Genomic DNA, 347 nt, shown 5'->3' on the forward strand with positions numbered 1-347 from the left:
TCCACACCCTTGGCCGCCACCGCGTCGGCGTCCAGGTTCTCGTACTGCAGATCGCCCTGGAATTCCGGATGGTGGTCGGACAGGCGCTGTCCGGCGCGCTCGCGCGAAGAGACGAAGGCAAGTTGCAGCCGCGGGTGGGCGGCCACCAGCTTGATCAGCTCGGCGCCGGTATGGCCGCGGGCACCGACAATGCCCAGGGTGAAGGTCGAATCGTTCATGCGTGGCTGTCCAGGCGGTACTGCAGGTGGCGCTTCACGCCCTGCCATTCCGCATCGATGATGGAGAAGATGACGGTGTCGCGCGGCGTGCCGTCGGCGTGCCGCTTGTGGTTGCGCAGCACGCCATCC

1 pseudogene is annotated in these 347 nt (G+C 67.1%); it reads right to left on the bottom strand.

From position 1 onward, the window contains the following. Positions 1-218: pseudogene (locus tag EN845_RS34165) on the bottom strand (hypothetical protein); the annotation flags it as partial. Positions 219-347 lie beyond the last annotated feature (129 nt).

This window comes from Mesorhizobium sp. M8A.F.Ca.ET.202.01.1.1 (assembly GCF_004791595.1).
Taxonomy (GTDB): domain Bacteria; phylum Pseudomonadota; class Alphaproteobacteria; order Rhizobiales; family Rhizobiaceae; genus Mesorhizobium.